Below are 24,038 nucleotides of genomic sequence, written 5' to 3'. Positions count from 1 at the left end.
CGCAGCCCACAGATGACAGGTGTCGACGCACGACACGTCGAGCCCTCCCCTAGTCGAGCACGACAAGCTCGGCGGGATCGTAATCCACTGCCATAAACGTAAGGCCGCAGGCAGGAGCCGTGGGGCCCGCAGCGGTACGGTCGCAAGCATCGATAACCTCGCGCATCCACTCGGGTTCACGGCGATGCATGCCAATCTCGACAAGCGTGCCCACGATCGTACGGACCATCGAATGCAGAAACGCATTGCCCTCGATGGTGAACGTCAGGATGTCCTCGCCAAACGCAACCTCATGGCCAAATTCGGCACGCATCACGCAGCGATGCGTGGGCTTGCCAACGGCCGAAGCGACCTTGCAAAAGCTTTTAAAGTCCTGCTCGCCCAGCAGTGCGGGGCAGGCAGCAGACATAGCCTCAACATCCAAGGGATAGCGATGCCACCACACGGCACCGCGGGACAGCACAGGGCGCGCATCTCGATCGGCAATGCGGTATGTATACGTACGGGAACGCGCGTCAAAACGCGCAGAAAAGCCTTTACGGGCCTTGTAGACCTCGTTAATGGCGATATCTTTGGGCAGCAGGGCATCCATAGCCCGCAGCCACCTACGGCGCGTACAAGCGAGCTCAGCGTCCGTTACGGGCACGCTGATGTACTGAGCCACGGCATGCACGCCGGCATCGGTACGCCCCGCGCACGTCAGATCGATCGGGCGGCGAAGCAGCGTCTCGATGGCTCGACGTAGCTCACCCGCAACCGTCGTCTGTCCCGGCTGCTCGGCAAATCCGCTATACGACGAGCCATCATAGGCCACGCGAAATACGAGCGTGGCGTCAAGCTCGGAAATCGAATTGGAATCAGACGGCGCAGTCATGGGCGCTCCCAACAAACAAGCAACGGTATCGCGACAAAAAAAGAGGGGTACGCGAACGTACCCCTCGAATATAGCCTATGCAGACGGAATGTCTACTCAGCGGTCTCCTCAGCAGGAGCCTCCTCGGCAGCGGTCTCCTCGACAGCCTCGACCTTCTTGGGAGCAGCGGCCTTCTTGGGGGCCGGAGCAGCCTTCTTGGCCTTAGGCGTGCAAGGCTCGGTGACGAGCTCCATGATAACGATGGGAGCGTTGTCGCCCTTACGGTTACCGAGCTTCATGATGCGGGTGTAACCGCCGTTGCGGTCCTGCCACATGCCCTGAGCAGCCTTGTCGAAAATCTCGGCAACGAGCTGCTTATCGCCGAGCTTGGCGATAGCCAGACGACGAGAGTGCAGGTCGCCCTTCTTGGCCCAAGTGATGATCGGGTCGACGACCGAACGCAGCGCCTTAGCACGGGTCTCGGTGGTCTTGATGCGGTCGTTCTCGAAGAGGGCCTTAGCAAGGCTCTTCTTCATGGCCTTGGTGTGGCTCGCATCGGTGCCGAGCTTCAGGCCCTTCTTAACGTTGTGACGCATGGTCTAGTTTCTCCTCAAATATGCGAAGCATTAAGCCTTCAGGCTCAGGCCCATGGACTCAAGCTTGTCCTTCACTTCCTCGATCGACTTAACACCGAAGTTACGGATGTTGAGCAGATCGTTCTCCGAGAACTCAACGAGTTGACGGACCGAGTGAATGCTGGCGCGCTTAAGGCAGTTGTAAGAACGGACGGAAAGGTCCAGATCCTCGATCTGCTTGTCCAGCTCGGCGTTGTCGTTGGTGACCTCGGGAGCGAAGATCGAAGCCTCCTCCTCAACCTCGGGGGTCTCGGCAAGGTTCATAAAGGCGGCCATATGCTGATTGATGATATTGGCAGCCTGGACCACGGCGTCGCGCGGGGCGATGGAGCCGTTGGTCTCGATCTCGAGGACAAGGCGGTCGTAGTCGGTGTGCTGACCGACACGGCAAGCCTCAACGAGCTTGGCGCAACGGGAAACCGGCGAGTACAGCGAGTCGACGTGGATCACACCGATGGGATCGTTGTCGCGCTTGTTGGCCTCGCCAGAGACATAGCCGCGGCCATAGCCGATGCGCATGCTCATGGTGAGATGGCCACCCTCGGTGAGCGTAGCGATGTGCTGCTCGGGGTTGACCAGCTCAAACTCGGACGGAATAAAGAAGTCCGCACCGGTGACCTCGCAGGGGCCGTCAACCGAGATGGTGGCGGTCGCCTCGTCGGTCGTGCCGAGAGCCCTGAAGACAAGACCCTTGACATTCAGGACGATGTCGGTGACATCCTCGACCATGTTAGGGATGGTCATGAACTCGTGCTGCGCACCATCGATCTGAATAGCCTCGACGGCGGCACCCTCGAGCGAGGACAGAAGAACGCGACGAAGGGAGTTACCCAGCGTATCGCCGTAACCACGCTCGAGCGGCTCGACGGAGACACGAGCAGACGTCTCGTTGATCTCTTCGACCTGAACCTGAGGCCTAATGAATTCTGACATGTATTACCTCCAGCCTCAGCAGCCCGGATGGACTACTTAGAGTAGAGCTCGACGATGAGCTGCTCGTTGATATCACCGCTGATCTGCTCACGCGTCGGCAGAGCGAGCACGTTACCAGACAGCTTCTCGATATCGACCTCGAGCCAGCCAGGGACCTCAAAGCGCTCGGAGGAAATCAGGGCCTCCTTGATGGGGAGGAGGTCACGGAACTTCTCGCCGACAGCGACGACGTCGCCGGCCTTGACGCGGTAGGACGGGATGTCCACGCGCTTGCCGTTCACGGTGAAGTGACCGTGACGGACGGACTGACGAGCCTCTTTGCGGGTACGGGCGAAGCCAAGACGGAAGACGACGTTGTCGAGGCGAGACTCAAGGATGATCATGAGGTTCTCACCGGTGACGCCGTTCATCTTGCGGGCCTTGTTGAAGTAGCCGTGGAACTGCTTCTCCAGAACGCCATAGATGAACTTGACCTTCTGCTTCTCGCGCAGCTGCATGCCGTACTCAGATTCCTTGCGACGGCGCTTGGGCTGACGGATAGATTCCTTCTTGCTGCTGTAACCGAGCTCAGCGGGATCGATCCCGAGCTGACGGCAGCGCTTAAGAACAGGAGTCCTGTCGATTGCCATATTGATACGATCCTTTCAGTTACACGCGGCGACGCTTCTTGGGGCGGCAGCCGTTGTGCGGAATGGGGGTCTTGTCCTGGATGCTCGAGACCTCGAGGCCAGCAGCCTGGAGGGAGCGGATGGCGGTCTCACGACCGGAGCCGGGGCCCTTGACGAAGACGGAAACCTTCTTCATGCCGTGCTCCATGGCCTGCTTGGCAGCAGCCTCGGCAGCCATCTGGGCAGCGAACGGCGTGGACTTACGGGAGCCCTTGAAGCCCACCTGGCCAGCCGACTTCCAGGAAATGACGTTGCCCTGGGGATCGGTGATCGAAACGATCGTGTTGTTGAACGTAGAACGAATGTGAGCCTGGCCCACGGAAATGTTCTTACGGTCCGCGCGCTTCAGACGGGCAGCGCGAACGTTCTTCTTAGCAGTAGCCATCTATCTAGCGCTCCTTATTTCTTCTTCTTAGCACCGATCTGACGCTTCGGGCCCTTGCGGGTACGAGCGTTAGTGTGGGTGCGCTGGCCGCGGACCGGGAGGCCCTTGCGGTGACGAAGGCCGCGGTTGCAGCCGATGTCCATAAGGCGCTTGACGTTCTGGTTGCGCTCACGGCGGAGGTCGCCCTCAACCATGATCTGGTTCTTATCGATATAATCGCGGATGGCGTTAACCTCATCCTCGGTGAGGTCCTTAACGCGCGTATCCACGTTAACGTTGCACTCGACGCAGATCTTCGTCGCAGTGGTGCGGCCGATGCCGTAAATGTAGGTCAGACCGATCTCAACGCGCTTCTCACGCGGGAGGTCGACACCATTAATACGGGCCAACGTAGTCTCCTCTCTTAACCCTGACGCTGCTTATGACGGGGGTTCTCGCAAATAACGAGGACCTTGCCATGGCGCCTAATGATTTTGCACTTATCGCACATCTTCTTGACCGAAGGACGTACCTTCATCGTTCTTCCTTTCGGTAGCGCTCAAACTACTTCCCTACTATCTACTCGCCCAGCCGCAGGCGTTTAAAACTATGGCTGGTCTTCACACACAATCCGACCGTAGGTTGAGCTAAGCCTGCAGTCGGAAATGGAGTGCGTGTATGCGTGCCGCTATTTGTAGCGATAGGTGATGCGGCCGCGGGTCAGGTCGTACGGGGAAAGCTCCACGACAACCCTGTCACCGGGGAGAATACGGATGTAATTCATTCGGATCTTGCCAGAAATGTTGCACAGAACCGAATGACCGTTCTCGAGCTCGACCTTAAACATGGCGTTGGGCAGCGGTTCCTTTACCGTACCCTCGAGCTCAATTGCGTCTTCCTTCTTCACAAGCAATCATCTTTCTCTAGAAAACGACAGCGATTGAGTATTCTACAACACGTATGCACGCATCGTAATAACTTCGTAATGGCTCCACAACTAAATGAAACTTGTTACATTTCTCCGCCTTGGAGCGAACACCAAGCACCTTGCGCGTCGGTGGTGAGAATCACCGGACCGTCATTGGTAATGGCGACGGTGTTCTCGTAGTGCGCGGCGGGCAGGTGGTCGTTGGTCGTAACAATCCAACCGTCGGAGCCCGTGCTCACATGGTTGGAACCCATCGTAACCATCGGCTCGATGGCAATGACCATGCCAGCCTGGAGGCGAACGCCCCTCCCCTTCTTTCCATAGTTAGGAACGTTGGGGTCCTCGTGCATCACGCGGCCAATGCCATGGCCCACATAGTCGCGAAGCACGCCGTAACCGTGAGACTCAGCGAGGGACTGAACGGCATAACCGACGTCCCCGATATGGTTACCGGGAACAGCCTGCTCGATGGCAGCCTTAAGGCAATCGCGCGTAACCTCGCACAGGGCCTTGGCCTCGGGCGTGGGTGTGCCGACAAAAAACGTCCAAGCGTTATCGCCGACCCAACCGTCGACAACGGCTCCCGTATCGATGGAAATGATATCGCCATCGCGCAGGATCATGTCGGGGTTGGGAATGCCGTGGACCACGGCATCGTTAATCGATGCGCAAATGGTACCGGGAAACCCGCCGTAACCCTTAAAGGCCGGGGTGCCGCCATGCATACGGATAATCTGCTCCGCGAGCTGATCGAGCTCAAAGGTCGAAACACCAGGGCGCACCATGGCTCCAACGTGGCGGAGCGCCATCTTAGATAGCGCTCCTGCCTTCTTCATCTGCTCGATTTGCGTTGCAGACTTAATCTTGATCATAGACCGAGAGCCTCTTTGACATCCCCGTACACGGTCTCGCGAGCCTGGTCACCGTTGACCGACTTGAGCAGACCCTGGCCACGATAGTAGTCGACGAGCGGGCTCGTGGACTTCTCGTAGACGTCGAGACGGTTCTTGATGGTCTCGGGCTTGTCGTCGTCGCGCTGATACATCTCGCCACCGCACTTGGGACAGGTAGCATCGGCAGCAGTGCCGGTGTAACCGCAGGCGCGGCAGGTGCGACGCGAAGACAGACGATCGATAATGACCTCGGGGGCCACATCGACCAGAAGGGCGCAATCGATCTCGCGACCCATGGCGGAGAGCTCGGAATCGAGCGTCACAGCCTGGGCGGTGTTGCGCGGGAAGCCGTCGAGAATGAAGCCCTGCTGGGCGTCATCGGCGGCAAGGCGCTCCTTGACAAGGTCGATCACGAGCTGGTCGGGAACGAGCTCGCCAGCGTCCATGTACTTCTTAGCCTGAATACCAAGCTCGGTGCCGCCCTTGACGGCAGCACGCAGCAGGTCGCCCGTGGAAATGTGGGCGACGCCAAACTCGGCGACGAGCTCCTGTGCGACGGTGCCCTTACCGGCACCCGGAGCTCCGAGCAATACGAGGTTCATGAGCAATCCTCCTCTAGCCTATTTAAAGAATCCATCGTAATCATACATCTTGATCTGGCCTTCGAGCTTATCGACCGTGTCGAGCACGACGCCGACCATGATGAGGATGGACGTGCCGCCAAATGCCTGGATCAGATGGTTACCCGTGAAGGAGAAGATGATCGAAGGCACGATGGCGATGAGCGCCAAAAAGACAGCGCTGGGAAGCGTAATCTTGTTGAGCGCGTTCTTGATGTAGGCCGCGGTAGCCCTACCCGGACGCACGCCCGGAATAAAGCCGCCCTGCTTCTTAAGGTTATCGGCCGTGTCATCGGGGTTGAACACCATGGAGGTGTAGAAGTACGCGAAGAACACGATGAGGACAACGTTAAGCACCCAGTTGAGCCAACCGGTCGAAAGCGCAGAGGCAACTGCCTGAATCCAGCCGATGCCGGGGAAGAACACGGCAATCTGAGCCGGGAAGTACAGCAGCGCCGAAGCGAAGATGATCGGCACGACGCCCGCGGTGTTGACCTTGATGGGCAGGTAGGTGGTCTGTCCACCCATCATGCGACGGCCCACGACGCGCTTGGCGTAGGAGACCGGAATGCGGCGCTGGCCGCGCTCAAGGAAAACGATCAGCGGGATAACCAGCAGGATGATGGCGCAGATGATCACCATGGTGATGATGCCACCGGCATTGCCCTCGGTGCTGGAGAAGATAGCCTGCGGCAGACCGGCCATGATGTTCGCAAAGATGATCAGCGACATGCCATTGCCGATACCGCGCTGGGTGATGAGCTCACCAATCCACATGATCAGCATGGCGCCCGCAGTGAGCGTGCCGACGACCATGAGGTCGAAGATGATCTCGGGAGCGCCGGCGCCATTAAAGCTGATGCCGAAGCTCTTAAAGAGGAAGAGGTAACCCACGGAGTTGAGGATTGCCAGAGCCAAGGTGAGGTAACGCGAATACTGCGTAATCTTGGTCTGACCGACCTCGCCCTCGCGGGCAAGCTCATGCAGGGAAGGCACGACGGCCTGGAGCATCTGGAGGATGATCGAGCTGGTGATGTAAGGCATGATGCCCAGCGAAAACACCGACACATAGCTCAACGCGCCGCCAGAGAAAAGATTCAGGAGGGCCATAGCACCTGCGGCGACCGAATTGTTATCGGTCGAGAAAAGGCCCAGCATCCCCTGGAAGGGAATGCCGGGCACAGGAACGTGCGCACCAATGCGGTACACGACGAGCATAGCTATGGTAAAAAGAATCTTTTCGCGCAATTCTTTGATGCGGAAAGCATTCTTAAGACCATTTAGCACGGCAGCTCGACCTTTCCGCCGGCGGCCTCGATCTTGGCCTGCGCAGAAGCGCTGACCTTGTCGACCTTGACCGTGAACTTCTTGGTGAGCTCACCATTGCCGAGCACCTTGACGGGCTCGAACTCGCTCTTGGTGATGCGAGCGGCCTTAAGAGCGGCACCGTCGATCACAGCGCCATCCTCGAACTTACGCTCGAGACGCTCAACGTTAACAGCGGTGTACTCGATACGACGGGGGTTGCGGAAGCCCGGAAGCTTGGGCAGGCGCATAGCCAGCGGAGTCTGGCCACCCTCGAAGCCGGCACCCTTGGTGCCGCCAGAGCGGGAACCCTGGCCCTTCTGGCCGCGGCCAGAAGTGGTGCCGTGACCCGAAGAATTGCCACGGCCGACGCGCTTACGGTTCTTGGTGGAACCGGGCGCGGGAGTAAGATCGTGAAGCTGCATTTGCTACTCCTCTACAATCTCGACAAGGTGCTTGACCTTGAAGATCATGCCGCGGACGGACTCGTTGTCAGCAATCTCGCGAACCTCGCGGATCCTGTGGAGACCGAGGGCACGGACAGTACGGACCTGGTCCTGCTTGCAACCGTTGGTGCTGCGGACCTGCTTGATCTTGATGGTGTCAGCCATGCTTAGTTCTCCTTACCGACGAACATCTCGGAGACCGTCAGGCCACGGCGAGCCGCGACGTCCTCAGGGCTGGAGAGCTCCTTGAGGCCCTCGACGGCAGCCTTGATGATGTTGAGGCCGTTGTCGGTACCGAGGGACTTGGACAGGACGTTCTTGATGCCAGCAAGCTCGAAGAGGGGACGCACAGCGCCGCCGGCGATAACGCCGGTACCCTCGACAGCGGGCTTGATGATGATGCGGCCGGCACCAAAGTGGCCGAGAACCTCGTGCGGGATGGTGCCCTGCTCGGTCACCGGCACGTGGAACATGTTCTTCTTGGCATCGAGAGACGCCTTGGAGATGGCCAGGGGCACCTCAGCGGACTTGCCCATGCCAACGCCGACGTTGCCCTTGCCGTCGCCAACGACGACGAGAGCGACGAGGCTCATGCGACGACCACCCTTGACGGTCTTCGACACGCGGTTGATGTAAACGACGCGCTCCTCGAACTCGGAGGCCTCGCGCTGCTGCTTCTGATTACGAGCCATGTGCTACATACCTCCTAGAACTCGAGACCGGCGGCACGAGCACCGTCGGCGAGGGCCTTGACGCGGCCATGGTAGATACGGCCACCACGATCGAAGGCGACCTTGGTGATGCCGGCCTCGATGGCGCGCTTGCCAACGAGCTGACCGACCTTCTCCGCAGCCTCCTTGTTCGAGGTGTGGGTGCCCTTGAACTCGGCCTCGAGGGTCGAGGCAGAGACGAGCGTCAGGCTGGAGCCCTTGCTGTCGTCGATGATCTGGGCATAGATGTTGGCGTTAGTACGGGTCACGCGAAGACGCGGACGCTCGGAGGTACCCGAGACCTTGCCGCGAACACGACGCTGACGACGCTTGAGGCCTTCCAGCTTCGCCTTATGCTTGTTCATACGTAAACTCCTAAAAAGGTTGATCTTGCCAGCACCTGACGGGGTGCTGGTCTTATGCGAGTGAGTCGGTTACGACTACTTGGCGGCCTTACCCAGCTTGCGGCGGATGTGCTCGCCAACGTAGTGGATACCCTTGCCCTTGTAAGGCTCGGGAGGACGATGGCCGCGGATCTCAGCGGCGATCTGACCGACCTGCTGCTTGTTGATACCCTTGACGTTCACGTGGGTGTTGTCGGGAACCTCGAAGGTGATGCCCTCGGGAGCCTCGACGATCACGGGGTGCGAGAAGCCCAGGGAGAACTCGAGGTTCTTGCCCTTCTGCTGCACGCGGTAACCGACGCCGGCGAGCTCGAGCTTCTTCTCGAAGCCCTCGGAAACGCCAACAACCATGTTGTGGATGAGGGCGCGGGTGAGGCCGTGACGGGCACGGGTCTCACGCTCGTCGTCGGGACGGGAAACGGTGAGGACGTTGTCCTCGACGTTGATAGCGAGCTTCTCAAAGACATCGAGCTCGAGCTGGCCCTTGGGGCCCTTGACGACAACGTTGTTGCCGTTGACTGCCACTTCGACTCCGGCGGGAATCTGGACAGGCTTATTACCGATACGAGACACGGTGATCTCCTTTCCTTCTACCTACCGAGCGAATTACCAGACGTAAGCGATGATCTCGCCGCCGACGTTGTGCTTGCGAGCATCGCGGTCGGTCATGACGCCATGGCTGGTGGAAATAATGGCGGTACCAAGGCCACCGCGGACGCGGGGCATGTCGGCAACGCCGGTGTACTTACGCAGGCCCGGCTTGGAAATGCGGCGGATGCCGTTGATGACCTTAGCCTTCTTGGGACCATACTTAAGCGTGATGTGCAGAGTCTTCTGGGGAACGGTGTCCTCGACATCGTAGCCCTCGATGTAGCCCTCCTCGTGCAGAACACGAGCGATCTCGACGAGCTTCTTGCTGCTCGGCATGGAGACCGTGGCCTTGTTCACAGAGTTAGCGTTACGGATGCGCGTAAGCATATCTGCGATCGGGTCTGTAAGGTTCATACAGATTCTCCTTCGTTCTTGATGAACACGTGCTCTTGGTTCTTCGCCGCCCTTAACGGCAAAGCCTTTTTAGCGCGTTTTCCCTGTTCCAAACTGATGCTTGAAACGCTGGTAGTGACTTACCAGCTGGCCTTCTTAACGCCGGGAAGCTCGCCCTTGAGTGCAAGCTCGCGGAAGCAGACACGGCACAGGCCGAACTTGCGGTACACAGAGTGCGGACGGCCGCAGCGCTGGCAGCGCGTGTACTCACGAGTAGAGAACTTCTGCTTGCGATTGCACTTGACGATCATCGATGTCTTAGCCACTTATATCCTCCTCACATAGAGTATTGTTCGCCCCAAGCGCCGCCCCCTTGTGGGAACGGCGCTCATAGGGCAGGTGAACCTATTTCTTGAACGGGAAACCGAAGGCGTCCAGAAGGGCCTTGGCCTCCTCATCGGTGTTGGCGGTGGTCACGAAAGTGATGTCCATACCACGCTGGTGATCGACGGAGTCGAAGTCGATCTCGGGGAAGATGAGCTGCTCGGTGACGCCCATGGAGAAGTTACCACGGCCGTCGAAGCTCTTGGCCGAGATGCCGCGGAAGTCGCGGATACGGGGGATCGCGACGGAGGTCAGACGATCGAAGAACTCCCACATACGGTCGCCACGCAGGGTAACCTTGCAGCCGATCGGCATACCAGCGCGCAGGCGGAAGGTAGCGATGGACTTGCGGGCACGGGTGATCATCGGCTGCTGGCCGGTGATGGCGCGCAGGTCGCGCACGGCACCGTCGATGGCCTTGGAATCGGTAGCGGCCTCGCCGACACCCATGTTCACGACGATCTTCTCAAACTTGGGGATCATCATGACGTTCTCGTACTGGAACTTGTCCTGAAGCTGCTGTTTGACCTCGTTGTTGTACTTGGTCTTCAGACGCGGCACATACTTCTCTTCTGCCATTGTTCACTCCTTTTTGGGGTTTTAAGCACGGGGCGTGGCCACGATGGGTTGTCCTCGTGCCTCCTGGCTGCATCCGCGCCGCTCATGGCATTTCGCGGTTTGGACTCGACGCAGCAGGAGCCGACAAAACAATCGGTACTATACGCGCATCGGGAGCGTATTTCCAGAAAAACCTCGTCTGCCTGCACAACTCCACAACTCCCCCGCACATATTGATCCCTAGGGGACGGAGGAAAATGGCAGTTGCGGTGAAATAGGGACCGTTTGACGGCTTAACAGGCTTTAACAGTCCGTATTTCACCGCAACTCATATATGGGGATGCGATTAGCGCTTGCGGGGGACGAGCTTGGTGCGGCGCAGGTGGATCATCTCGGCAGCGATGGAGATGGCGATCTCCTCGGGGTCCTCGGCCTCGATGGCGACACCGATCGGCAGGTGCAGCTCGTCGATCTGGTCCTGCGTAAAGCCCTCCTGCTCCAGGCGGGCGCGCACAAAGGCCGTCTTGCGGCGCGAACCCAGACAGCCCAGATAGGCGGGCTTGGCGTGCATGGCCTGAATCACCACGTCGATATCGGACTTGTGACCCGCCGTGGCGACGACCACTAGGTCACGCGGGCCGATGGGGCACTGCTTGCTCAGGTTCTTGTAGTCGACCAGACGACGGTCGTAGACACCGGGCACCCATTCGGGGGTCAGTGTGCCGGGGCGGTCGTCGCAAGCCACGACGGCAAAGCCCGCCGCCGTGAGCACCCGCGCCGTCGCAGCACCCACGTGGCCGCAGCCAAAGATATAGGTCAGGCCCTCGGGGCAGAGCGTCTCGATGTGCGCCGCGGGAATCTCGGAGGCCGCGTTGGTGTAGGTGACCTTACTCCCCTCCTCCACCAGCGAAAGCTCGGGGCAGCCCATTATGGTGCGGCGCGACTCCTCGCCATGGTATTCGGCAACATCGCCTTCGAGCGCACTTGCGATAAACGGTTCAAAGTCGATGGCGAAGTCGCCGATGCGCCGATAGGCCAAGACGTCGGCAACCGACTGGAACAACGGTGCCTGGGTCGCATCCAGATGCAGGTAGCACAGGCAGATGGCTCCGCCGCAAATCATGCCGGTATCGGAGTTCTCGCCGCCCATGGTGTAGCGGACCAGACGCGATTTACCCCCGGCCAGCAGCTCGCGCGCCTCGTCCAGCGCAAAGAGCTCAATCTTGCCGCCGCCGATAGTGCCCGCTTGGCTGCCATCGGCAAAGACAGTCATCCATGCGCCCACACCGCGCGGGGACGACCCCGCCGTACCGGCCACTACCACCAGCTCGCACGTCTCGCCAGCACGCAGGGCGGCAAGCGCCGCATTCACAACATCGAGCTTTTCCATTGCCGCCTTCTATCCTCTAAAGACATCGGTGAGCATAGCGAGTGCCTCGAGCACGCCGCCGCCGACCGACGTCGCTTTGTCCGAAATGTAGTTGATATAGCTGGCATCGCCGCGTGGATCGACATCGGCGCATTTAAAGCCCTCAGTCACCTGCACGCCGTTCGCCAAAAGCCCGCGCAGACAGCCATCGATCTGCGTGCACATGGGCGTATCGCCCGCGTAGCCAATCACGTCTCCGGCGCTCACGATGTCGCCGATTGCGCGGTCGGACCGAAACACGCCGGCGGCGGGGCTGTGGATAACACGTTCCTTGCCATAGCCGGCGATAATGCCCGGCACGCCCGTGTTGGGCTGGGGCGAACCTTGGGTAATGACACGGCCCAGGAAATGCCCACGCATGGTCTCGACCACGGCGTCGCAGTCAACCGGCGCGGTAAAGCCCGGCCCCACGGCGATGACGGCAGGCGCCATGTCGCGCGTGGTGCCCAAGTTGCGCTTAGCCAAAATCGCGTCGACCACAGCCACGGGTTTCAACTCGCCGAGCATCTTGGCCTGGGGGTCCACTACAACGGCGACGTCTCCAGCCTCGGTAATCGCAAGCGCCTCAGCCGGCGTCTGTGCCAAGCGAGCGCGAATGCCTTCGACCTCGACCTCGCCCAGGCGAATGGCCTCGCAAAAACAGATTGTGCGACGGATGCACGTGGGAACCGCGATATCGGCCATAACGACCGACACGCCGGAGCGCACCAAGCGAGCGGCGACGCCCGTGGCGATATCGCCGGCGCCGCGAACATAAACGAGCATTCCCGGGGCACCTCCCTGTGCTACGGTTTGAGCAGAGCAAAAGCGGTTCGACCGCTACTCTGATGATTATTTATTATCACAGTATTATACGGCGGTGAACAGATGGAAACGGTTAGCGGCAATCTTGTCTCGGCGCTCAGGATCGAGCCAGGCATTACCGCGATTATCGGCAGCGGCGGCAAGTCGACGTTGCTGAAGACGCTGGGTCTTGAGCTCATGCGCGCTGGCGGCCGCGTGCTCCTCTGCACCACCACGCATATGTTTCCCGTCGCCGGCGTGCCATGGGACGGGTCGAATCGTCGCCTGGACGCCGCGCCTTGGAAGCCGGGCGCCGCGCATGTCCCCGGTTGCACCTGCGAGGCCTGCACGGGCCTTGTGCACGGAAGCATCTGCCAGGCAGGCGTCTTGGACCCGGAGACAGGCAAGCTCTCCGCCCCCGCCGAGCCGCTCGGCGAGCTGGCACGGCGCTTTAACTATGTGTTGGCCGAGGCAGATGGCAGCAAGCGACTCCCGCTCAAGGCGCATGCCGCCTGGGAGCCGGTAATTCCCGCCGCCACGGCAAACGTTGTCTGGGTCGTCGGCGCCTCGGGGCTGGGCAAGCCCGTCGCCGAGGTTGTCCACCGCCCCGAGCTCTTCTGCGAGCGCTGCGGCTGCGAGCCTACCGACATCGCCACGCCCGAGCGCGTCGCCCAGGTGCTCAATGCCGAGATGCAGGCGCTGGGACTCAGCACCGCACGCGTCATGCTCAACCAAGCCGACACGCTTGCCGACCCAACAATGGCAGATCGCTTCGAGGCAGCCCTCAACCGCCCCCTCATCGCCACCAGCCTCCAGGGGTAGCAAATTTGGGACGGGGCTCTTTTTGCTACCCCGTCCCAAAAAATCATCTCCCAAATTAGCTACCCCGGCGGTCTTCCCGTTAGCGGGGCACGTAGCGGCCGGGTTGGGCTCCGGTGGGCTCGCCGTCGCGTGCCGCCAGCACGCCGTTCACAAACACGGCCTTGGCGCGGCCATGCGCCTCAAAGCCCTCGAGCGGCGTGTAGTCCACGGCCTGATGCTGCGTCGCGGCGCTGATCGTCCAACGCGCGCACGGATCCCACACGCACACGTCGGCATCGGCGCCCTCGGCAAGACAGCCCTTGCGCGGATACATGCCAAAAACGCGCGCCGGATTCTCGCTCATCAAGCGGCACAGATCCTCGGGACCCAGCTGTCCCTCAAAGCTCGTGGCAATCGCAACGGGACGATGCTCCACGCCGGGCCCGCCGTTGGGAATCGCGCGGAAATCATCGCGTCCTCGGTCCTTTTGCCCGTGCAGGTTAAAGCTGCAATGATCGGTCGCAATAGTATCGATCTCGCCAGCCACAAGCGCCTCGCGCAGCGCGGCACGGTCACCGGCATGGCGCAGCGGCGGGCTCATCACATACTTGGCGCCCGCAAAGCCGTCCTCTCCCTGTTCAAGGTAGCAGGTGTCGTCGAGCATCAGATACTGAGGGCAGGTCTCGACATAGATGTTCTTCTGCCCGTGCGCTTTGGCAGCGCGAATGGCCTCGAGCCCCAGCTTGGTCGAAAGGTGCACCACGTTGACCGGAGCGTCCCCGGCCAAGTGCGCCAGATACAGCAGGCGGCTCACGGCCTCGGCCTCACACACGTCCGGACGGCTGAGCGCATGGCCCTCGGGCCCGTGGATACCCTGCTCAAACACGCGCTTCTGCAGCGCGTTGACCAACGTGCCGTTCTCGCAATGCACGCACAGGATACCGCCCACGCGCTTGAGCTCCTCCAGCACCTCGAGCGTCTCGGCATCGTCCAGGCGCAGATGGTCGTAGGCAAAGTAGGTCTTAAACGACGACACGCCCGCCTCGCGCATGGCCGAAAGATCGGCGCGGTTGCGCTCATTCCACTCGGCAAGCGCCATATGGAAGGCATAGTTGGCGGTGCAGGTGCCGTCGGCGCGATGATGCCACTCGACCAAGGCATCGGGCATGGTCACGCCGCGATCGGCCGTCGCGTAGTCCACAATGGTCGTCGTGCCGCCGCAGGCAGCCGCGCGCGTGCCGGTCTCAAAGCTATCGGCTGTCCAATCCATGCCGGTCCAGCACTGCATGTGCGTGTGCCCATCGATAAAGCCCGGGAACACCCAGCAGCCCGCGGCATCCTCGACGGTATCGCCCTCGGCCGGCTCAATCGCCGCGGCGATCCGCACGATCTTATCGCCATCCATGGCAAGATCGGCGCGACGAAGCCCCTGGGGCGTCACGAGCGCGCCGTTTTTGATGATGATCATAATTGCTCCTTATTGATTGATGCAGTTGGCCACGCGATCAAAATACGAGCAGGCGGCGATATGCTCCGTTATGCGTCGCTGTCCCTTGACGGTATCGACGTCCCACAGTTCGTAAGCACGCGCATCAACCAGCACCACGTCGATACGGTCCTTGAGGATCGAGCCGCCACCGTCCTTGCCCTCAAGACACATAAGTGCATCGAACAGTTCCGCCGGAAAGAGCACCGGGCTCGAAGGCTCACCGTTGCACGCAAGACGCACCGGATACTTGCGGCCACGCTCATCAAACGCGCGAACCATGGCCTCAAAAGAATCCGAACTCACGAGCGGCTGGTCGCCCGGCAAAAAGAGGCAACCCTTCCAGCCGCGGCTCGCCCCCCACGAAAGGCCCGCACGGACGCTTTCGCTCCTGAGCTTGCCATCGTGCAGCACGCACGGGCAATGCTTGTCCTCGCAAATCTGGGCGACCTCGGGCCAACGCGTCGAAACCACGACGTCAAAGCCCCGGGGAACCGAATCGATAGTCCGGGCAATCAGCGGCTTGCCATAGATATCGGCAAGCATCTTGTTAGAGCCAAACCGCTTGCCCTCGCCCGAAGCCATAATGACGCAACCGAGTTTCATGGCGATACCTCCCCTGAAACCATCGTACCCATAACTCGCGTCGCGGGGCATCTACATCGAAAGCGCTTATCCCGCACGCCCACGATGCAAAAAGGGGCACCCCGCCGGTTGGCAGAGCGCCCCCTTTACATGGCTTACCTCAGCGCGGCTTTAGGCCTGGAACCAACGGGCGGTGTTGCGCTCGTCGAGGGCCTTGAGGGTAGCGGCGGGATCGGCAACCTTCTGCAGGAACATCATAGCTGCGATGGCGTACGGCTTGTAGCTGGCCTCCTTGTACATGCCCACGCGGTGCATGTCAAAGACGTCGGCGTTGACCTCGCCGTGCTCGCAAGAGACACCGGAGATGTCGGCGGGCAGCGGGTGCATAAAGATGGTGTCCTGGCCGTTGGCGGTCTTCTCCATGAGCTCGGTCGTGGAGCACCAGTCCTGATGGGTGGCGTTCTGAGCGAGCAGCTCCTTCTCGAGCGCTGCGATGCCGGCGTCGTCGCCCTCGGCGTACAGGTTGGTACGCTTCTCCATGGCGGCAAACGGAGCCCAGCTCTTGGGGATCACGATGTCGGCGCCCTCGAAGGCCTCGGCCATGGTGTTGACCTGCTTAAAGGTGGTGCCGGACTCGGCGGCATAGCCCTTGGCGCGCTCGACGACCTCGGGCATGAGGTCGTAGCCCTCGGGGTGGGCCAGGGTGACGTCCATGCCAAAACGGGGCAGCAGGCTGATCAGCGACTGCGGGCAGGACAGCGGCTTGCCGTAAGAGGGTGAATAGGCCCAGGTAACGGCAACCTTCTTGCCCTTGAGGTTCTCAAGACCGCCAAACTCGTTGATGAGGTAGAGCATGTCGGCAGAGGACTGCGTGGGGTGATCGGAGTCGGACTGCAGGGAGATGAGCGTGGGACGGTGATCCAGAACGCCATCCTCGTAGGCCTGCTGGACAGACTCGGAGACCTCGGCCATGTAGGCGTCGCCCTTGCCGATGTACATGTCGTCGCGGATGCCGATGACGTCGGCCATGAAGGAGATCATGGTAGCGGTCTCGCGGACGGTCTCGCCGTGAGCGATCTGGGACTTCTTCTCGTCCAGGTCCTGCAGCTCGAGGCCGAGCAGGTTGGCGGCCTTAGAGAAGGAGAAGCGCGTACGGGTGGAGTTGTCGCGGAACAGGGAGACGGCCAGGCCCGAGTCGAAGATCTTGGACGAAACGTTGTTCTCACGCAGCTCGCGCAGGGCGTCGGCAACGATGTAGAGAGCCTTGAGCTCATCGGTGGTCTTATCCCAGGTGTGCAGGAAGTCGCTGCCGTACATGCCCTTAAAATCGAGGCCGTTCAGCTGCTCGACGAGCTCGGTAAACTTGGCGTCCATGTAAATATCCTTTCCATAGATGAAACGATCGCAATGAGTAGATGTGCTCCGGCATGCGCGTGTGGCTAGAACATGCAGAGCGCTATGACGAGGACCCGCTACCGTTGAGGAAGCATGGGAGATAACGACCACGGGCCCCAAGTCAACAGGGGGTGCCGGGGACACAGGCTGTCCCCGGCTCAACAAGATCAAGGAATGGGACTAGTCGATCTTGTTGTTGGTCAGACCAGCGCGGAACACGGTAGCGTCGCCATCGGCCTGGCTCGGATCGTAGAGGTTCAAAGCAGCAACATACATGGCGGCAGCGGTGACCAGGTCGTCCTTGTAGGTGACCTCGTTGGGAGCGTGAGCCTGAGACTCGGCACCCGGGCCAAAGCCAACGCAGGGGATGCCATAGCGGCCCTGGATGGAAACGCAGTTCGTGGAGAAGGTCCACTTGTCGCACAGCGGACGACCGGTGCGCTTGTCCATGCTGGGCTCGCAGCCGATGCGCTCGTCACCGAACATGGCCTTGTGGGCGTCGACGAGGGCCTTGACGTGCGGAGCGGTCTCCTTGTTGATCCACGTGGGGAAGTAAGCCTCGGTCTCGTAAACCTCGCCGGTCCAGGACGGACGGTCGTACATGTACATGGAGACCTTCACGTCGTCGCCGTACTTCTTGGCGGCCGGCAGGTTGCGGATCTCGTCCAGGCAGGACTCCCAGGTCTCGCCGGCGGTCATGCGACGGTCGATGGAGATGGCGCAGGAGTCAGCGACAGCGCAGCGGCTGGGGCTGGTGTAGAAGATCTGGCTGACGGTGCAGGTGCCGCGGCCCAGGAAGCGGGCGTCCTCGAAGTGCTCGGGGTTGTACTTGGGGTCGAGCATCTTGACGAGGCCCTTGATGTCGGTCGACTCGTCGCAGCCGTTGTTGTTGAGGGCGCGGACGTCGGCGATGATGTCGGCCATTTTGTAAATGGCGTTGTCGCCGCGGTCGGGAGCGGAGCCGTGGCAGGAGGTGCCGTGAACGTCGACGCGGATCTCCATGCGGCCGCGGTGACCGCGATAAATGCCGCCGTCGGTGGGCTCGGTGGAAATGACGAACTCGGGCTTAATGCCGTCCTTGTTGTAGATGTACTGCCAGCACATGCCGTCGCAGTCCTCTTCCTGGACGGTGCCGACGACCATGATCTTGTAGCCCTCGGGGATGAGGCCCATGTCCTTCATCATCTTGGCAGCGTAGGTAGCAGAAGCCATGCCGCCCTCCTGGTCGGAGCCGCCGCGGCCGTAGATGATCTCGTCGGTCTCGTAGCCCTCATAGGGATCGGCATCCCAGTTCTCGATGTTGCCGATGCCGACGGTGTCGATGTGAGAGTCGATGGCGATGATCTTGTCGCCCTCGCCCATAAAGCCCATGACGTTGCCCAGGCCGTCGACCTTGACCTCGTCATAGCCAAGGCTCTCCATCTCGGCCTTGATGCAGGCAACAACCTCACCCTCCTCGCAGGACTCAGAGGGATGGGAGATCATAGCGCGCAGGAAGCGGGTCATGTCGGCGCGGTGAGACTCAGCAGCAGCCTTGATAGCGTCGAAATCGAGTTCTTTAGTCATAACAGTCAACCTTTCATTCGAAGGAGTCTACCTAGGAGTTGGCGGAGGAATACCTATTTACTCCGCTGCTCGAACAGTCCTGCGCAAGACGGAAAGCACATTAAGTGCTTTCCTTTGCGTGCGGAACTCGCGACGGAGCAAATAGGTATTCCTCCGCCTCCCGGGTTCATGCATCTGCAGGACATAGAGGGTCTAATAGAAATTTGGCGCGGCGCGTTGCGCCGCCCAACGATTAGCAAGTGGGGTATTCGCCTTCCCAGACGATGCGGCGATACTGGTCGGGGTCCGTGTCACCTTCCGTGGAGAAGCAGAGCACGGAGCTCGTCTTGTCCAGGCCGATGAGCTCCTTGAGCTCGGCGTACTCGGGGTCGAGCATGAGGGTCTCGACCAGACCGGTGGTCACTGCGCCGGACTCGCCGGAGATGACGCGCGGGTCGCCCTTCTCGGGAGCGCCCAGGGTGCGCATGCCGCGAGCGGTGACCCAGTCGGGGCAGGACACGAAGGCGGTGGTGTGGTTGCGCAGGATATCCCAGCCCAAGATGTTGGGCTCGCCGCAGCACAGGCCGGCCATGATGGAGGGCATGTCACCGTCCACGATGCGCGGATCTCCGTCGCCGGCGGCAGCGCCCTTGTACAGGCAGGCGGCAGGAGCGCACTCGACCACGACAAAGGTGGGCGGGTTATCGGGATACAGGTTGGTGAAGTAGCCCACCACGGCGCCAGCGAGCGAACCCACGCCAGCCTGGACAAACACGTGCGTCGGGCGGTTGATGGCCATCTCACGCAGCTGCTCGGCAGCCTCGGAGGCCATGGTGCCGTAACCCTCCATGATCCAGGACGGGATCTTCTCGTAGCCCTCCCAGGCGGTGTCCTGAACGATGACGCCGCGCTCGCAGGCGTCGGCCTCGGCGGCGGCCATGCGCACGCACTCGTCGTAGTTGACCTCTTCGATGGTCACCGTGGCGCCCTCGGCGGCGATGTTATCGAAGCGGGGCTTGGTGGAACCCTTGGGCATGTGCACGACGGCCTTCTGGCCCAGCTTGTTGGCAGCCCATGCCACGCCGCGGCCATGGTTGCCGTCGGTGGCGGTAAAGAAGGTAGCCTGGCCAAAGTCCTTGGCAAGCTGATCGGAGGTCAGGTAATCGAAGGTGCAGTCGGCAACGTCCTTGCCGGTCTCGTCGGCAATATAGTTGGCCATGGCAAACGAGCCGCCCAGGACCTTAAAGGCGTTGAGGCCAAAGCGATAGCTCTCGTCCTTAACGCACAGGTTGGACAGGCCCAGGCGCGCAGCCTGACCGTCCAGACGGGCAAGCGGAGTGACGGTATATTGAGGGAACGACTGGTGGAAGGCACGGGCCTTCTTCACGTGGTCGAGGCTCATGATTCCCAAGTGCTTGTCATCGCTCTTGGGCATCGTGTTGCCCGCCCACTGGATCTTATCGGCCATACGGTGAACTCCTTAAGTCCTCTCTTGCCGGCCCCCGCATACGCGTTTCAGCCCATTCCCATTCATGCGACTGAACTTTTATGTGGATGCCAAACAAAAAGTTTGTTAACACTGTTCTATCACACTTTTTGATTGGTAAACCTAACAAATTGTTTGTTGCCGTAATCGGTACCCTTTCGCCGCCGAACGGTCACATAACGCAGCGACGCTTTCGTTATTTGCGAACAAGTGTGGTTTATGGCAAAGTGTGCCCAAACTAATTTTTAGGAAGGCACCCATGACCCCCGCACAGATTGAGTTTTATAAGCGCCTTGCACACGGCCTGGCGCTCCAATTTGGCCCCAACTGCGAAGTCGTCGTCCACGATCTGGAGACCGAGGACGTGGACCACTCCATCGTGGTGATCGAAAACGGCCACGTCAGCGGGCGCAAACTGGGTGACGGCCCCAGCCATATTGTGTTTGAGTCCATGCACGAGGGCACCACCGACGTGCACGACCGCGAGCCGTACCTCACCAAAACCACCGACGGCAAGCTGCTCAAGTCCTCGACCATCTTTATCCGCAACGACGAGGGCAAGCCCGTCGGCATTTTGGGCATCAACTTTGACATTACGCTTATGAAGGCTTTTGAGCGTTCGCTCGACGCCTTTACCGGCACCGGCGGCACGGGCTATACCGAGCCCGAGCCCATTACCAAGAACATCGGTGACCTGCTCGAGGACCTGCTGCACGAGTGCGAGCAGTTTGTGGGCAAGCCCGCGGCACTTATGACCAAAGATGAGCGCATTCGCGCCATCGGCTACCTCGACCGTCGCGGCGCCTTCCTCATTTCCAAGTCGAGCGAGCGCGCCTGCGAGTTCTTTGGCATCTCTAAGTACAGCTTCTATAGCTACCTCAATGAGGCCAAGGCGGCGGCCGGCGACAAGTAGGCACTCGCCTGGATTGCCCCTCCCCTTTTGGGCGCGAGTTCTGGAAAGCATGAATCCAAGACCGAGCCGCTTGGAAAGTTCCATATAATCGATGTCATTAGTATTTCGAAAGGGTGGAACAGAATGGCGTTGAGCAAGGCATCATGCACCGGTCGCGGATTGATTCCGGCAATTGGTGGACATGTGCACCGCATGTTCGATGAGGGTGAAGACGACCTGTTTTCGCTGAGCCTTGACGACGTGATGGATGATCGCCCGTGGACCGCCGACGAACTCATGGGCGGTGGGGCTCGCCCGTCAAGCCCCAATCCCGCACTTGCGCCTAAGCCCGCATCTGCGCCGACTCCTGCGCAGCCGCCTGTTTCGACGCCCGCGTCTACGCCCGCTCCCCGCCCCGCAAGCGACCCATCCGAGACGGCGGCATTTCTCGCTGCGGCGACGCGGAGCAAATCGGCCGACAGCACCGTTATGTACAGCGCCCAGCAGTTGCCCGTTCCTGCGGCACGCAAGTCTCCGGTCACAAGGCTCGATGAGCCCGTTGCCCATCAGGTTGCCTACGCTTCCTGGGCTGCAGCCGATCTGGATGAGACCTCTACCGGCATGCCGGCGCTCGACGTTCCAGTTAACCCGCTTTTTGCCGCCAACACGAGCGCCGCGGACTATGAGGGCGGTGCGGCATATTCCGATTATTCCGATAGCTATACTGGCACCGGTCGCATCGAGACCGAGGATTATGGCACTGCATCGAGCGATTATCTCAACGATCCGTACGCCGCCACGCCTGCACCGGAATATGACCCGGAGGCCGCGTCCGCACCGGCGTATACCAAAAGCACGGGCGAAGAGCGCTTCGCCGATTATTACGCCGAGGAAAAGGCGCTGCGTTTTTCGGAATTTCCGCAGGCAGTCAAGGTTGCCTTTATCGCCATTGTCATTGCCCTGCTCGGTGTCATTGCGTTTGAGGGATTCCGGCTGTTCTCCGGCCCCACCCAAGCGGAGTCGGAGACCCAGCAAAAAGAGGACGATAACGAGTATCTGGACATCAACACCCTCAAGGGCGACCCCAACGACGGGGACGATGAGTAGCGAGGGCTGAAGGCGGCCGCAGGATCCCGCATCCAACACCGGCTTCTAAGTGCTGTTTTGTCATCCAGCTACACTTTTCCGAAGTTTTAAGGTGCCTATTTCGACACTTTTCCGTACTTTTACACGGCTGATTTCGACACTTTTCTGGATGAAAGCCGAATAATCACTTGGGAAACCAACGCCGTTCACGCGTCATTTCGCAGGCGGCGCTTGATTTCTGTCCGTACACGTTGATAGACTTCCTCTTGCCCGCAAGGAGCGGGCGCGTTTTATCCAGAGTCGGGGTAGAGAGTTGGCTCCACGATCCCGACGCCAACCGGCCAAGAGGCACGGTGGCCCTGCCAACATCGATGAAAGGAGTCCGTATGGACAATTTCTCCGTGCGCAGCGAGCGCAATTTCCACAACCTGATCGTCAAGCCAAAACGAATGCATCTTCTAGACGAGCCGAGCGGCTACACCTCGGCTTTGGTGAAGAGCGGCCTCTCCCACCAGATGCGCTTTACCATACAGAAGCTCGAGGAGGAACTCTGTGCTGCTGGCAATCCGCACGTACTGCAGATTCAGCTGCTCGGAGACGACTCGCGCGAGCCGTCTAGCTGGAAGCTCTTTGCCGACGGCGCGTGTGTCGCAAGCGGGTCCGGAGCCTTTGCCCGCGAGCGCTTCTGCGAGGGCGCTGAGGTGTTTCTGGACCTGTGTCGCGACGCCGTACGCACAGCCGAGCTGCGTCAGTGGAGCCAAAGGGAGTACGAGCTGCTGAGTGCAGCGGGCGGGATTGCGGAAGTGCAGGTAGGCGGACCGAGCCACTCGTCATACTGATTGACGCTTCGATTCAAACAGCAGGGCGGAGTCGCGCTTACAGCGCTGCCATGCCAAACCGAATGGCGTTCTCAAAAGGCCTACCCCCTCCGCCTTCAGCTTCAGCAGCAGGTCGCTCGACCCGGGGCACTTGTCGGAAAGGCGCATCCGGGCTCGCTCGCCCATCCCCCACCGCTGGCGGACTTCCTGGGCGCGCGGGCTCACGCGGTAGTCCCCGTCCATCATCTGCTTGAGCAGCTTGGCGGTCACGCGCGCATCGGCCAGAGCGCTGTGGGCGTGCCCCGTCGACTCGTCAAACTCGATGCCAGACCACGTCGCCGCGTCGCCCAACGAGACGCGCCCATGGCTGCCCACGTCCATAATCGAGGTGTAAAACGCCTGCAGGTCGGCCCAGTCCGAAGGAAATGCGGCAAGGTCGATGTGCTTTGCCTGGCACTCGGTCAAAAGCTGTCGACGATCCGTCCCGCTCCAGCAAACTATCTGAGCGGAGTAGCGACCGATCCAATCGCTGAGCCTTTTGATCACCGTGTAGAGCGGATCGGCCATCGCGGTGTCCACGGTCGATATCCCTGTAAGCTCGCGGACGGGAAACGCAACGCCTTCGGTAAATTCCGTCTGTACAAACTGCGAGAACTCGCCCATAACGTTGCCGTGGTAATCGAGCTTGACGGCGCCGGCCTCGATAATCTCATTGCACAGTCCACGGCGCTGACGCTGCTTTGGCACCGGCGCAAACTCAAAGTCCAGCACGATCTGGCGCGCAAAGTTCGTCGTATCGATAGCCGAGACACCCGGCATCTTTTCAGCTGACACGGTTAGGGCCTCTCTCCGTTGCTTGCCGCTCGTTTCTCGAACGGTCATATCACAGCAAGTGTAGCTGCCCGTGCGGACACAAAATTGCGCGGCGGCGCCGTTGCGGGTCCTGGAACGCATGTTCCATTTGAGGCTCTGCAGCGCATCCCATTCTGAGCGCCAATTCCGGGATGCGCCCTCCGCTCCAAACAAAAGGCCCCGGCTCGCGATGGA

At 60.4% G+C, this 24,038-nt stretch carries 31 protein-coding genes and 1 riboswitch; of the genes, 4 read left to right on the top strand and 27 right to left on the bottom strand.

Annotation, left to right across the window (positions count from 1 at the left end):
* Positions 1-49: 49 nt before the first annotated feature.
* From truA to yqeB, 21 genes are all read right to left on the bottom strand, one after another.
* Complete coding sequence (gene truA / locus DWX39_RS06035) at positions 50-874, bottom strand: tRNA pseudouridine(38-40) synthase TruA (RefSeq protein ID WP_117758834.1); 825 nt, start codon at positions 872-874, stop codon at positions 50-52.
* Between the two features lie 92 nt (positions 875-966).
* Entirely contained in the window at positions 967-1,449 is a 483-nt protein-coding gene (gene rplQ, locus DWX39_RS06030; protein ID WP_089573564.1) for a 50S ribosomal protein L17, read from the bottom strand.
* Positions 1,450-1,479: 30 nt separating this feature from the next.
* Complete coding sequence (locus DWX39_RS06025) at positions 1,480-2,421, bottom strand: DNA-directed RNA polymerase subunit alpha (protein WP_006235276.1); 942 nt, start codon at positions 2,419-2,421, stop codon at positions 1,480-1,482.
* A gap of 32 nt (positions 2,422-2,453) precedes the next feature.
* Positions 2,454-3,050 (bottom strand): 30S ribosomal protein S4, encoded by a 597-nt coding sequence (rpsD, locus tag DWX39_RS06020; protein ID WP_006235275.1) that lies wholly within the window; start codon positions 3,048-3,050, stop codon positions 2,454-2,456.
* Between the two features lie 19 nt (positions 3,051-3,069).
* The gene (rpsK, locus tag DWX39_RS06015) at positions 3,070-3,474 is read right to left on the bottom strand and encodes a 30S ribosomal protein S11 (protein WP_006235274.1); all 405 of its coding nucleotides are present in this window, start codon (positions 3,472-3,474) and stop codon (positions 3,070-3,072) included.
* A gap of 14 nt (positions 3,475-3,488) precedes the next feature.
* The gene (gene rpsM / locus DWX39_RS06010; protein WP_022094275.1) at positions 3,489-3,863 is read right to left on the bottom strand and encodes a 30S ribosomal protein S13; all 375 of its coding nucleotides are present in this window, start codon (positions 3,861-3,863) and stop codon (positions 3,489-3,491) included.
* 14 nt (positions 3,864-3,877) lie between these two features.
* The gene (rpmJ, locus tag DWX39_RS06005) at positions 3,878-3,991 is read right to left on the bottom strand and encodes a 50S ribosomal protein L36 (RefSeq protein WP_006363204.1); all 114 of its coding nucleotides are present in this window, start codon (positions 3,989-3,991) and stop codon (positions 3,878-3,880) included.
* Positions 3,992-4,141: 150 nt separating this feature from the next.
* Positions 4,142-4,360, bottom strand: coding sequence for a translation initiation factor IF-1 (gene infA, locus DWX39_RS06000; RefSeq protein WP_035137443.1), 219 nt, complete (start codon positions 4,358-4,360; stop codon positions 4,142-4,144).
* A gap of 104 nt (positions 4,361-4,464) precedes the next feature.
* Entirely contained in the window at positions 4,465-5,253 is a 789-nt protein-coding gene (gene map, locus DWX39_RS05995; protein ID WP_006235270.1) for a type I methionyl aminopeptidase, read from the bottom strand.
* Positions 5,250-5,876 carry an adenylate kinase gene (locus DWX39_RS05990; RefSeq protein WP_006235269.1) on the bottom strand — a complete coding sequence of 209 codons (627 nt, stop codon included), beginning with the start codon at positions 5,874-5,876 and terminating at the stop codon, positions 5,250-5,252. The genes map and DWX39_RS05990 overlap by 4 nt, the downstream gene beginning before the upstream one ends.
* Positions 5,877-5,894: 18 nt before the next feature.
* A complete protein-coding gene (gene secY / locus DWX39_RS05985) occupies positions 5,895-7,181 on the bottom strand; it encodes a preprotein translocase subunit SecY (RefSeq protein WP_089573561.1) in 1,287 nt (428 codons plus the stop codon).
* Positions 7,175-7,624: a 50S ribosomal protein L15 gene (rplO, locus tag DWX39_RS05980; protein ID WP_006235267.1), complete on the bottom strand. Its 450-nt coding sequence runs from the start codon at positions 7,622-7,624 to the stop codon at positions 7,175-7,177. The genes secY and rplO overlap by 7 nt, the downstream gene beginning before the upstream one ends.
* Before the next feature lie 3 nt (positions 7,625-7,627).
* On the bottom strand, positions 7,628-7,810 hold the full coding sequence (gene rpmD / locus DWX39_RS05975; protein WP_006235266.1) for a 50S ribosomal protein L30: 183 nt from the start codon (positions 7,808-7,810) through the stop codon (positions 7,628-7,630).
* 2 nt (positions 7,811-7,812) lie between these two features.
* A complete protein-coding gene (gene rpsE / locus DWX39_RS05970; protein WP_055252236.1) occupies positions 7,813-8,337 on the bottom strand; it encodes a 30S ribosomal protein S5 in 525 nt (174 codons plus the stop codon).
* 14 nt (positions 8,338-8,351) lie between these two features.
* Positions 8,352-8,720, bottom strand: coding sequence for a 50S ribosomal protein L18 (gene rplR, locus DWX39_RS05965; RefSeq protein WP_006235264.1), 369 nt, complete (start codon positions 8,718-8,720; stop codon positions 8,352-8,354).
* A 75-nt stretch (positions 8,721-8,795) separates the two neighbouring features.
* The gene (rplF, locus tag DWX39_RS05960) at positions 8,796-9,332 is read right to left on the bottom strand and encodes a 50S ribosomal protein L6 (RefSeq protein ID WP_006235263.1); all 537 of its coding nucleotides are present in this window, start codon (positions 9,330-9,332) and stop codon (positions 8,796-8,798) included.
* Between the two features lie 33 nt (positions 9,333-9,365).
* Complete coding sequence (rpsH, locus tag DWX39_RS05955; RefSeq protein ID WP_006235262.1) at positions 9,366-9,764, bottom strand: 30S ribosomal protein S8; 399 nt, start codon at positions 9,762-9,764, stop codon at positions 9,366-9,368.
* Between the two features lie 119 nt (positions 9,765-9,883).
* Positions 9,884-10,069, bottom strand: a complete 186-nt coding sequence (locus DWX39_RS05950) for a type Z 30S ribosomal protein S14 (RefSeq protein ID WP_022094280.1) — start codon at positions 10,067-10,069, stop codon at positions 9,884-9,886.
* Between the two features lie 79 nt (positions 10,070-10,148).
* Positions 10,149-10,706 (bottom strand): 50S ribosomal protein L5, encoded by a 558-nt coding sequence (gene rplE, locus DWX39_RS05945; RefSeq protein WP_006235260.1) that lies wholly within the window; start codon positions 10,704-10,706, stop codon positions 10,149-10,151.
* 325 nt (positions 10,707-11,031) lie between these two features.
* Positions 11,032-12,075, bottom strand: coding sequence for an XdhC family protein (locus tag DWX39_RS05940; RefSeq protein ID WP_117758833.1), 1,044 nt, complete (start codon positions 12,073-12,075; stop codon positions 11,032-11,034).
* Between the two features lie 9 nt (positions 12,076-12,084).
* On the bottom strand, positions 12,085-12,879 hold the full coding sequence (gene yqeB / locus DWX39_RS05935) for a selenium-dependent molybdenum cofactor biosynthesis protein YqeB (protein WP_117758832.1): 795 nt from the start codon (positions 12,877-12,879) through the stop codon (positions 12,085-12,087).
* Positions 12,880-12,981: 102 nt separating this feature from the next.
* On the opposite strand from yqeB, the gene yqeC reads away from it, so the two are divergent.
* Positions 12,982-13,719, top strand: a complete 738-nt coding sequence (gene yqeC / locus DWX39_RS05930; protein WP_117758831.1) for a selenium cofactor biosynthesis protein YqeC — start codon at positions 12,982-12,984, stop codon at positions 13,717-13,719.
* A 79-nt stretch (positions 13,720-13,798) separates the two neighbouring features.
* On the opposite strand, the gene hydA is transcribed toward yqeC, so the two are convergent.
* The 5 genes from hydA to dpaL all read right to left on the bottom strand — a co-directional run bounded on the left by hydA (position 13,799) and on the right by dpaL (position 20,177).
* A complete protein-coding gene (gene hydA / locus DWX39_RS05925; protein ID WP_117758830.1) occupies positions 13,799-15,166 on the bottom strand; it encodes a dihydropyrimidinase in 1,368 nt (455 codons plus the stop codon).
* Between the two features lie 9 nt (positions 15,167-15,175).
* Positions 15,176-15,790: a nucleotidyltransferase family protein gene (locus DWX39_RS05920; protein WP_158561624.1), complete on the bottom strand. Its 615-nt coding sequence runs from the start codon at positions 15,788-15,790 to the stop codon at positions 15,176-15,178.
* A gap of 150 nt (positions 15,791-15,940) precedes the next feature.
* Positions 15,941-17,143 (bottom strand): knotted carbamoyltransferase YgeW, encoded by a 1,203-nt coding sequence (gene ygeW, locus DWX39_RS05915; protein WP_055252229.1) that lies wholly within the window; start codon positions 17,141-17,143, stop codon positions 15,941-15,943.
* A gap of 201 nt (positions 17,144-17,344) precedes the next feature.
* Positions 17,345-18,730, bottom strand: coding sequence for a YgeY family selenium metabolism-linked hydrolase (locus tag DWX39_RS05910; protein ID WP_099432046.1), 1,386 nt, complete (start codon positions 18,728-18,730; stop codon positions 17,345-17,347).
* 232 nt (positions 18,731-18,962) lie between these two features.
* On the bottom strand, positions 18,963-20,177 hold the full coding sequence (gene dpaL / locus DWX39_RS05905; RefSeq protein ID WP_089573553.1) for a diaminopropionate ammonia-lyase: 1,215 nt from the start codon (positions 20,175-20,177) through the stop codon (positions 18,963-18,965).
* 277 nt (positions 20,178-20,454) lie between these two features.
* Here dpaL and DWX39_RS05900 point away from each other — a divergent pair, with 277 nt between their 5' ends.
* The 3 genes from DWX39_RS05900 to DWX39_RS05890 all read left to right on the top strand — a co-directional run bounded on the left by DWX39_RS05900 (position 20,455) and on the right by DWX39_RS05890 (position 23,012).
* Positions 20,455-21,108, top strand: a complete 654-nt coding sequence (locus DWX39_RS05900; protein WP_022094290.1) for a transcriptional regulator — start codon at positions 20,455-20,457, stop codon at positions 21,106-21,108.
* A 123-nt stretch (positions 21,109-21,231) separates the two neighbouring features.
* The gene (locus DWX39_RS05895) at positions 21,232-22,194 is read left to right on the top strand and encodes a hypothetical protein (protein WP_117758828.1); all 963 of its coding nucleotides are present in this window, start codon (positions 21,232-21,234) and stop codon (positions 22,192-22,194) included.
* A gap of 266 nt (positions 22,195-22,460) precedes the next feature.
* Positions 22,461-22,551, top strand: a riboswitch (SAM riboswitch).
* Positions 22,552-22,559: 8 nt separating this feature from the next.
* Positions 22,560-23,012 carry a hypothetical protein gene (locus DWX39_RS05890; protein WP_117736006.1) on the top strand — a complete coding sequence of 151 codons (453 nt, stop codon included), beginning with the start codon at positions 22,560-22,562 and terminating at the stop codon, positions 23,010-23,012.
* On the opposite strand, the gene DWX39_RS05885 is transcribed toward DWX39_RS05890, so the two are convergent.
* On the bottom strand, positions 23,004-23,825 hold the full coding sequence (locus DWX39_RS05885) for a 3'-5' exonuclease (RefSeq protein WP_158561623.1): 822 nt from the start codon (positions 23,823-23,825) through the stop codon (positions 23,004-23,006). The two genes, DWX39_RS05890 and DWX39_RS05885, sit on opposite strands and share 9 nt — an antisense overlap.
* Positions 23,826-24,038: the final 213 nt, after the last annotated feature.

Origin of the sequence: Collinsella sp. AF19-1LB, assembly GCF_003459655.1 — a bacterium.
In the GTDB taxonomy this organism is placed as follows: Bacteria; Actinomycetota; Coriobacteriia; order Coriobacteriales; family Coriobacteriaceae; genus Collinsella.
This window is presented reverse-complemented; position numbering and strand designations above follow the sequence as displayed.

Excerpts from the sequence above, each read along its gene's own strand:
- truA (WP_117758834.1), bottom strand. The coding sequence starts at position 874 with ATGACTGCGCCGTCTGATTCCAATTCGATTTCCGAGCTTGACGCCACG.
- rplQ (WP_089573564.1), bottom strand. The coding sequence starts at position 1,449 with ATGCGTCACAACGTTAAGAAGGGCCTGAAGCTCGGCACCGATGCGAGC.
- DWX39_RS06025 (WP_006235276.1), bottom strand. The coding sequence starts at position 2,421 with ATGTCAGAATTCATTAGGCCTCAGGTTCAGGTCGAAGAGATCAACGAG.
- rpsD (WP_006235275.1), bottom strand. The coding sequence starts at position 3,050 with ATGGCAATCGACAGGACTCCTGTTCTTAAGCGCTGCCGTCAGCTCGGG.
- rpsK (WP_006235274.1), bottom strand. The coding sequence starts at position 3,474 with ATGGCTACTGCTAAGAAGAACGTTCGCGCTGCCCGTCTGAAGCGCGCG.
- rpmJ (WP_006363204.1), bottom strand. The coding sequence starts at position 3,991 with ATGAAGGTACGTCCTTCGGTCAAGAAGATGTGCGATAAGTGCAAAATC.
- map (WP_006235270.1), bottom strand. The coding sequence starts at position 5,253 with ATGATCAAGATTAAGTCTGCAACGCAAATCGAGCAGATGAAGAAGGCA.
- DWX39_RS05990 (WP_006235269.1), bottom strand. The coding sequence starts at position 5,876 with ATGAACCTCGTATTGCTCGGAGCTCCGGGTGCCGGTAAGGGCACCGTC.
- rplO (WP_006235267.1), bottom strand. The coding sequence starts at position 7,624 with ATGCAGCTTCACGATCTTACTCCCGCGCCCGGTTCCACCAAGAACCGT.
- rpmD (WP_006235266.1), bottom strand. The coding sequence starts at position 7,810 with ATGGCTGACACCATCAAGATCAAGCAGGTCCGCAGCACCAACGGTTGC.
- rpsE (WP_055252236.1), bottom strand. The coding sequence starts at position 8,337 with ATGGCTCGTAATCAGAAGCAGCAGCGCGAGGCCTCCGAGTTCGAGGAG.
- rplR (WP_006235264.1), bottom strand. The coding sequence starts at position 8,720 with ATGAACAAGCATAAGGCGAAGCTGGAAGGCCTCAAGCGTCGTCAGCGT.
- rpsH (WP_006235262.1), bottom strand. The coding sequence starts at position 9,764 with ATGAACCTTACAGACCCGATCGCAGATATGCTTACGCGCATCCGTAAC.
- rplE (WP_006235260.1), bottom strand. The coding sequence starts at position 10,706 with ATGGCAGAAGAGAAGTATGTGCCGCGTCTGAAGACCAAGTACAACAAC.
- DWX39_RS05940 (WP_117758833.1), bottom strand. The coding sequence starts at position 12,075 with ATGGAAAAGCTCGATGTTGTGAATGCGGCGCTTGCCGCCCTGCGTGCT.
- yqeB (WP_117758832.1), bottom strand. The coding sequence starts at position 12,879 with ATGCTCGTTTATGTTCGCGGCGCCGGCGATATCGCCACGGGCGTCGCC.
- yqeC (WP_117758831.1), top strand. The coding sequence starts at position 12,982 with ATGGAAACGGTTAGCGGCAATCTTGTCTCGGCGCTCAGGATCGAGCCA.
- hydA (WP_117758830.1), bottom strand. The coding sequence starts at position 15,166 with ATGATCATCATCAAAAACGGCGCGCTCGTGACGCCCCAGGGGCTTCGT.
- DWX39_RS05920 (WP_158561624.1), bottom strand. The coding sequence starts at position 15,790 with ATGAAACTCGGTTGCGTCATTATGGCTTCGGGCGAGGGCAAGCGGTTT.
- ygeW (WP_055252229.1), bottom strand. The coding sequence starts at position 17,143 with ATGGACGCCAAGTTTACCGAGCTCGTCGAGCAGCTGAACGGCCTCGAT.
- DWX39_RS05910 (WP_099432046.1), bottom strand. The coding sequence starts at position 18,730 with ATGACTAAAGAACTCGATTTCGACGCTATCAAGGCTGCTGCTGAGTCT.
- dpaL (WP_089573553.1), bottom strand. The coding sequence starts at position 20,177 with ATGGCCGATAAGATCCAGTGGGCGGGCAACACGATGCCCAAGAGCGAT.
- DWX39_RS05900 (WP_022094290.1), top strand. The coding sequence starts at position 20,455 with ATGACCCCCGCACAGATTGAGTTTTATAAGCGCCTTGCACACGGCCTG.
- DWX39_RS05895 (WP_117758828.1), top strand. The coding sequence starts at position 21,232 with ATGGCGTTGAGCAAGGCATCATGCACCGGTCGCGGATTGATTCCGGCA.
- DWX39_RS05890 (WP_117736006.1), top strand. The coding sequence starts at position 22,560 with ATGGACAATTTCTCCGTGCGCAGCGAGCGCAATTTCCACAACCTGATC.